At 42.5% G+C, this 6,621-nt stretch carries 9 protein-coding genes and 1 pseudogene; 3 read left to right on the top strand and 7 right to left on the bottom strand.

The window, feature by feature from the left end; all coding sequences use genetic code 11:
• Positions 1-252: 252 nt before the first annotated feature.
• Positions 253-789: a gamma carbonic anhydrase family protein gene (locus Q0V26_RS17580; RefSeq protein ID WP_297486243.1), complete on the top strand. Its 537-nt coding sequence runs from the start codon at positions 253-255 to the stop codon at positions 787-789.
• A gap of 25 nt (positions 790-814) precedes the next feature.
• Here Q0V26_RS17580 and Q0V26_RS17575 read toward each other — a convergent pair whose 3' ends face one another.
• The 4 genes from Q0V26_RS17575 to Q0V26_RS17560 form a co-directional block, all read right to left on the bottom strand.
• The gene (locus Q0V26_RS17575) at positions 815-1,078 is read right to left on the bottom strand and encodes a DUF1488 domain-containing protein (RefSeq protein ID WP_080159093.1); all 264 of its coding nucleotides are present in this window, start codon (positions 1,076-1,078) and stop codon (positions 815-817) included.
• A gap of 6 nt (positions 1,079-1,084) precedes the next feature.
• Positions 1,085-1,906 (bottom strand): shikimate dehydrogenase, encoded by an 822-nt coding sequence (aroE, locus tag Q0V26_RS17570; RefSeq protein WP_107277139.1) that lies wholly within the window; start codon positions 1,904-1,906, stop codon positions 1,085-1,087.
• A gap of 80 nt (positions 1,907-1,986) precedes the next feature.
• Positions 1,987-2,907: an oxygen-dependent coproporphyrinogen oxidase gene (gene hemF / locus Q0V26_RS17565; RefSeq protein WP_297486241.1), complete on the bottom strand. Its 921-nt coding sequence runs from the start codon at positions 2,905-2,907 to the stop codon at positions 1,987-1,989.
• A 3-nt stretch (positions 2,908-2,910) separates the two neighbouring features.
• Positions 2,911-3,468, bottom strand: coding sequence for an L-threonylcarbamoyladenylate synthase (locus Q0V26_RS17560; RefSeq protein ID WP_080159090.1), 558 nt, complete (start codon positions 3,466-3,468; stop codon positions 2,911-2,913).
• A 193-nt stretch (positions 3,469-3,661) separates the two neighbouring features.
• On the opposite strand from Q0V26_RS17560, the gene purE reads away from it, so the two are divergent.
• Both purE and Q0V26_RS17550 read left to right on the top strand, forming a co-directional pair.
• Entirely contained in the window at positions 3,662-4,150 is a 489-nt protein-coding gene (gene purE / locus Q0V26_RS17555; RefSeq protein WP_080159089.1) for a 5-(carboxyamino)imidazole ribonucleotide mutase, read from the top strand.
• The gene (locus Q0V26_RS17550; RefSeq protein WP_297486238.1) at positions 4,150-5,268 is read left to right on the top strand and encodes a 5-(carboxyamino)imidazole ribonucleotide synthase; all 1,119 of its coding nucleotides are present in this window, start codon (positions 4,150-4,152) and stop codon (positions 5,266-5,268) included. Before purE ends, Q0V26_RS17550 begins: the two co-directional genes overlap by 1 nt.
• Positions 5,269-5,330: 62 nt before the next feature.
• Here the strand turns inward: Q0V26_RS17550 and Q0V26_RS17545 are convergent, their stop codons facing one another.
• The 3 genes and pseudogenes from Q0V26_RS17545 to Q0V26_RS17535 all read right to left on the bottom strand — a co-directional run.
• The gene (locus Q0V26_RS17545) at positions 5,331-5,891 is read right to left on the bottom strand and encodes a topoisomerase DNA-binding C4 zinc finger domain-containing protein (RefSeq protein ID WP_297486231.1); all 561 of its coding nucleotides are present in this window, start codon (positions 5,889-5,891) and stop codon (positions 5,331-5,333) included.
• 2 nt (positions 5,892-5,893) lie between these two features.
• Complete coding sequence (locus Q0V26_RS17540; RefSeq protein WP_080159086.1) at positions 5,894-6,367, bottom strand: DUF494 family protein; 474 nt, start codon at positions 6,365-6,367, stop codon at positions 5,894-5,896.
• Between the two features lie 2 nt (positions 6,368-6,369).
• Positions 6,370-6,621, bottom strand: a pseudogene (locus Q0V26_RS17535) (DNA-protecting protein DprA); the annotation flags it as partial.

Raw genomic sequence — 6,621 nt, 5'->3', positions numbered from 1 at the left:
GAGTGCCCACACAGATTGCATGGTCAAATTGTTAAAGAACAATACTGATTTCGGTGCTAGCCAATGGCTTGCTCCGTGTCAGTGAGGTCGTAGTATAGAGACTTCGATCACATTAGCAAGGGCTTAAGTGCAATAAATTTGTCATATTTACTTGAACGTCCAAATAACGATCAACCACTACTTTTTTGGTTGTTAATCACACGAAATATTGGTTATGGTAAAACCCTTATTTTGACTAAGTTAGGCATTCTCATGACATTTGCTCTCCGCCATTATCAAAATCACACGCCACAGCTGGCCGATAATGTCTATATAGATATCACTGCGGTCATTATTGGTAAGGTTAACATTGGAACAGACAGTAGTTTGTGGCCTTTGGTTGTTGCTCGAGGGGATGTTAATCACATTCATATTGGCCAACGCAGTAATATTCAAGACGGTTCCATTTTACATGTCAGCCGAGTTAGCACCACCACCCCTGATGGCTATCCTCTTCTTATAGGTAATGATGTTACTGTGGGTCATAAAGCGATGCTGCATGGGTGCCAAATTAAAGATCGTGTCTTAATCGGTATGGGAACTATTATTTTAGATGGTGCCATTATTGAACATGATGTCATTATTGGAGCGGGAAGTTTAGTTCCACCAAAGAAACGGCTTTGTTCTGGCTTCCTTTATATAGGAAGTCCTGTTAAACAAATCCGGCCTCTGACAGAACAAGAATTAATGTCATTAACTCAATCAGCAACTAATTATGTTCAATTAAAGGATGAATACCTTAGCCAATAATTATACCTGGTCGTGGTGATGCTATTTATTTAATAACAATATCGCCATTATCATTAAAATCTTCATCCTCAATCATGGCTTCAGCAATATCTTCAATATCAAATCGATATTCAATAAAAGTCGTGATAATAGCTTCTGGTGTTGATAATGCGCATTCACTTTGCTGTTGTAACCATGATAATGGCAACCAACAATTGATCAGTGCGCCACCTTGCTGGGCTGGAAAGTGAATAGCTTGCTGATCTGAATGCCAAGTTTGAATATCAGCAAATAATATATTTTGGTTCATGTAATTTTACTCTTGTAAAAGGCGTCTTAATTCACGTTGTACTTGTTTAGCCCCTGGGCGTAATCCTCGCCATAGCATAAAACTTTCTGCGGCTTGTCCGACTAACATTCCTAAACCGTCAATCGTTTTAAGCGCATTGTATTGTTGCGCCCAGAGATTAAATGCCGTCACACTTGAACCGTAGACCATGTCATAACAACAGGTATGTTGACCGATAACAGCTGTTGGCACGGCAGGAACATGACCACTCAGACTCGCTGAAGTTGAATTAATGATCACGTCAAAACTCTGCTCACCTAAAGCATCAAAAGATAACGCTTCAATATCACCATATTCGGTAAATAGTGCGGCTAACTGTTGGGCTTTGGTCAACGTTCGATTAGTTATAATGAGTGTCTGTGGCTGCTGAGCTAATAAAGGTAAAATCACCCCTCGCGCAGCACCGCCAGCACCGATTAATAAAATACGTTTATCTTTCAGTGCGACCTGTTGTTGCAATAAATCCTGCACCAAGCCTTCACCATCGGTGTTATCACCTAATATACCGCCATCATCGAGGCGTTTTAACGTATTTACTGCACCCGCTAATTGAGCCCGTTGCGTAAGTTGGGTCGCGTACTCAAAGGCTTGTTCTTTAAAAGGCACCGTAATATTACAGCCTTTGCCACCATCAGCAAAAAAAGCATCCATTGCAGTTACAAAACCATCGAGTGCCACTAACTGACTACAATATTCCATCTTCTGGCTGGTTTGACGGGCAAAAAGGGTATGAATGAAAGGAGATTTACTGTGATTGATGGGATTGCCCACCACGATATATTTGTCCATAGTCCATTACTCAAATAAAAGGGCCGATATATCGACCCTACCACTGGATGAAATTACTGCCAAACATTGCTGCTGCCAATTTACCATTCTCGAGGGTGAAGGTAATCACAACTCAAACGTGCTTCTGCCGAATCTGGCAGGGGTTGATAACAATATTCCCAGCGCGCTAAAGGTGGCATCGACATTAAAATAGATTCAGTACGACCACCACTTTGCAAACCAAACAGAGTGCCACGATCATAGACTAAGTTAAATTCAACATAGCGCCCACGACGGTAAAGCTGAAATTCACGCTCACGTTCACCATAAGGTAACCCATACCGTTGAGCAACAATCGGTATATAAGCATCAATAAAACCATGACCAACCGCTTGAGTATAAGCAAAGCATTTTTCAAAGCCCCATAGGTTGAGATCATCAAAAAACAGCCCCCCAATACCTCGCGTTTCATCACGATGGGGTAAAAAGAAATATTTATCACACCATGCTTTATGCTGTGAATAAACATCATCACCAAACGGCGCACAGATCGCTTTCGCAGTATCATGCCAATGCTGACAATCATCATCAAACGGATAAAAAGGCGTTAAATCAAACCCACCACCAAACCACCACACCGGCGCTTCACCGTCTTTTTCTGCGATAAAAAATCGCACATTAGCATGAGATGTCGGCACATATGGGTTATTAGGGTGGATCACTAATGATACCCCCATGGCTTCAAACCGTCGTCCCGCAAGTTCTGGACGATGAGCGGTTGCAGAAGCTGGCATCTCATCACCATAAACATGAGAGAAATTAACCCCAGCTTGCTCAAATACCGTCCCATTGCGTAATACACGACTACGACCACCACCACCTTGTTCGCGCTGCCATTGATCTTGTTCAAACTCAGCACCGCCATCTTGTTGTGCCAAAGCCTGACAAATAGTGTCTTGAAGTTGAAGCAAAAAAGTTTTTACGGCAGTTTTATTTAGATCTATCTGGTTACGATCAATCATGGATTACCCCTGACGGAAAATATTACCCGTTTGGGCATCACGAATTTCAGAAGGATTATTGCGTCCTTCCGTCTCACCATTCAATATTGCAGCTAGTTTATCCCCTAGCTGTTGTTCTACATCAGCCACTGTACGCCCCGGCTCAAGTCCGGTTAAATTAGCACTGGTAGAGGTTATCGGTTTACCAAATTCACGACAAAGTTGTTGAACTAACGGATGCGCGGTCACTCGAACTGCGATGGTCGAAAACTGGCCCGTTAAAAAAACAGGAACATTGGCTTTAGTTGGCATTACCCACGTAACAGGCCCCGGCCATGAGGCTAACACCGCTTGTTTTTGTTGCGGTGTTAATTGGCTATCATCGATATACGGCAATAACTGCTCATAATCAGCGGCAATTAAGATCAAACCTTTTTCCATTGGCCGTTGTTTCAATGCCAATAGTTTATTAACAGCCTGTTGATTATCAGGATCACAACCGACACCAAACACAGCTTCTGTTGGGTAACCAATCACTTGACCTTGCTTTAGTGCTGTAACGACTTGTGTAATATTTGCCACAAATTCCCCTGTTTTTATTCAGCTGATATTTTATTTTTAGTTATGGTAATCATCATACCGACACATGCGTAACAACACCATTGATGGTTAATCATAGCGTAACTTTACCAACGCAAACGTTTTCCTTTGCGCTAAATCACCGTATAATGGCGTAAGTTACACTTTAGTTGTTCATTACCTATAGGAGATTGGAATGAAAGTTGGAATTATCATGGGATCAAAATCTGATTGGCCAACCATGCAACATGCAGCGGAAATGCTAGAACGCTTCAATGTTGCCTACGAAACTAAAGTGGTTTCAGCCCACCGAACTCCTCACCTATTAGCGGAATACGCTGAAACAGCACGTAGCCGTGGTATTAGTGTCATTATTGCTGGTGCTGGCGGTGCGGCACATTTACCCGGTATGACTGCCGCTTTTACCAGTTTGCCAGTGCTAGGCGTTCCCGTTCAATCTCGCGCTTTAAAGGGCATGGATTCATTGCTGTCGATAGTACAAATGCCAAAAGGGATTGCAGTTGGCACGCTCGCGATTGGTGAAGCGGGTGCTGCGAATGCAGGATTATTAGCTGCCCAAATCATTGCCACGCATAACCCCGAAGTTTTAGCCGCAGTGGAAGCGTTCCGACAACAACAAACAGATACCGTACTTGATAACCCAAATCCTACTGAGGATGCATAATGAATCAAGTATTAGTACTGGGTGCTGGGCAGTTAGCACGAATGATGGCGTTAGCTGGTGCACCATTAAATATTACTGTCATCGCCTATGATGTTGTTAGTGCTAATGTTGTACACCCACTGACTCAACAACGCCAATCACTCTCACTGATTGAAGCCATTGCTACTGTCGATGTGATCACTGCTGAATTTGAACATATACCCTCAGATATTTTATCGCTCTGCGCCGCAAGTGGTAAATTTAAGCCTCATCCAGATGCCATCAAGGCCGGTGGCGATCGTCGTATCGAAAAAACATTATTAGATCATGCCAACGTTGCCAATGCGCCCTATTTTGTTATTAATACTCGTGCAGATCTCGATACCGCTATCACGACCTTAGGCTTACCTATGGTGCTAAAAAGTGCTTTAGGCGGTTATGACGGCAAAGGCCAATGGCGCTTAAAAACTCGCGATCAAATTGAATCAGTATGGAACGAAATGGTGCACTGCATTGCTGCAACCAATAACCAGGCGATTGTGGCCGAAAAATGGATAGGTTTTGATCGCGAAGTGTCTTTAATTGGGGTTCGCAATGCTATAGGTGAGATTAAAACCTATACCCTCAGTGAAAATGTACACACTGATGGCGTACTCAGCCTTTCAACAGCCATTGTTGGTGACACCACACTGCAACAACAAGCGCAGCAGATGTTTACTGCGGTTGCTGAACAACTTAATTATATTGGCGTATTAGCTTTAGAGTTTTTTGAAGTTAATGGTGATTTATTGGTCAATGAAATTGCACCTCGCGTTCATAACTCAGGCCATTGGACGCAACAAGGGGCACAAACGTGTCAGTTTGAAAACCATCTTCGTGCAGTTTGCGACTTGCCATTAGGTGGCACCGAGCTTATTCGTCCAAGCGCCATGCTCAATATTTTAGGACAAGATAGCGTACCGAGGGCGGTATTGGCTTTAGAAAACTGTCATGTGCATTGGTATGGCAAAGAAAAACGGGCTGGCCGGAAAATGGGGCATATCAATATTTGCGCTGCAACACCCGAACAACTGCAATACCAATTAATATTGTTAGGGCAGCAATTATCACCACAAGATTTTCCGACATTACCACGCTAAATACCGCAAACAAAAAAGCCTGCATCGTAATGCAGGCTTATTGATATTATTCAATATTATCGCTATTTTTCAGTATCCTGATAAGCATTACATTTACGATCAGCACATTGTAATTTAATGCCACTCGCTAATTTCTTTTCTATTAACACCCCAAAACCACACTGCTGACAAACGCCAACAACAGGCTTATTGTTGACCGCAAAGCGGCATTGTGGATATTTATCACACGCATAAAACAGTTTGCCATAACGTGATTTACGTTCAACTAAGTGACCTTGATGACACTCAGGACAATCAATATGTGTTTGTTGCGGTTTTTTTTCTGGTGATGCGAGGTAATGGCACTCAGGGTATGCCGAACACCCAATAAACATACCATAACGACCTTGGCGTAATACCAATGGTTGAGCGCATTCAGGGCAGGGCACATCGAGCTGTTTAACAATGTGACCATCATTTTGTTTGAGTGGTTGAATATAATCACACTCAGGGTAATGATCACAGCCTAAAAATGGCCCATGCTTACCAAACCGCATCACTAAATCAGCACTACATTGTGGGCATGATTGATGCTGTAACGCCTGTTCATGGGCAGAAAACAATGGATCACTATCAGTTGTCATTATTAATGTAGAACTCCATCTTCTGCGCCATATAATAATTCTTCTACTTGATCATAAGCCGCTTCGTTTCCTGGCGCATTAAACAACACCATCAGAATAATCCACTTCAAATCATCAAGCATAAATTCTTGAGTATCGAGTTCCATTACGCGATCAATGACCATTTCGCGAGTATCAATATTTAATACGTCAATTTGCTCAAGATAAAGTAGAAAACCACGACAAGCCGTATCCATTCGCAACATTTCATTGTCGGTATAGATGCGCATCGATGTTATCGCACTATGGTTAACATACGGTGTGTGTTCTGTTTCTTGTAAAGCAGCCAGTTTTTCAAGCCACTCTAATGACTTGTAAATATCATCCTGATGAAAACCTGCACGTAAAAGCTCTTCAGAGAGTTCATCTTGATCGACTAACAACTCTGCTTCGCTTTGAATATAGGTTTCAAATAGATACATAAGAATATCCATCATAACTAGCCCCTCCTCGTTCTGATATAACCACCGGGCACTGCAGTCACCCAACCAGACAGTTCTAATTCTAATAATTGCGGTAAAATTTGGTGGATGGGTTGTTTACAGCGTTCAGCAACGACATCTACGGGTGTTGCTTCGGTGCCTACGTTAGCCAACAGTGCGGGAAATGGCAATTCTTCATTTTCCTTCGTTGCTAAAGGCACACCTATTTGATTACTTATTGCACATTCTGTCAGACTTCCTACCTCTTC

It is taken from the genome of uncultured Photobacterium sp. (genome assembly GCF_947039875.1).
Lineage (GTDB): Bacteria > Pseudomonadota > Gammaproteobacteria > Enterobacterales > Vibrionaceae > Photobacterium.
Note: the sequence above shows the minus strand (reverse complement) of the source record. Positions and strands in the feature narration are given on the sequence as shown.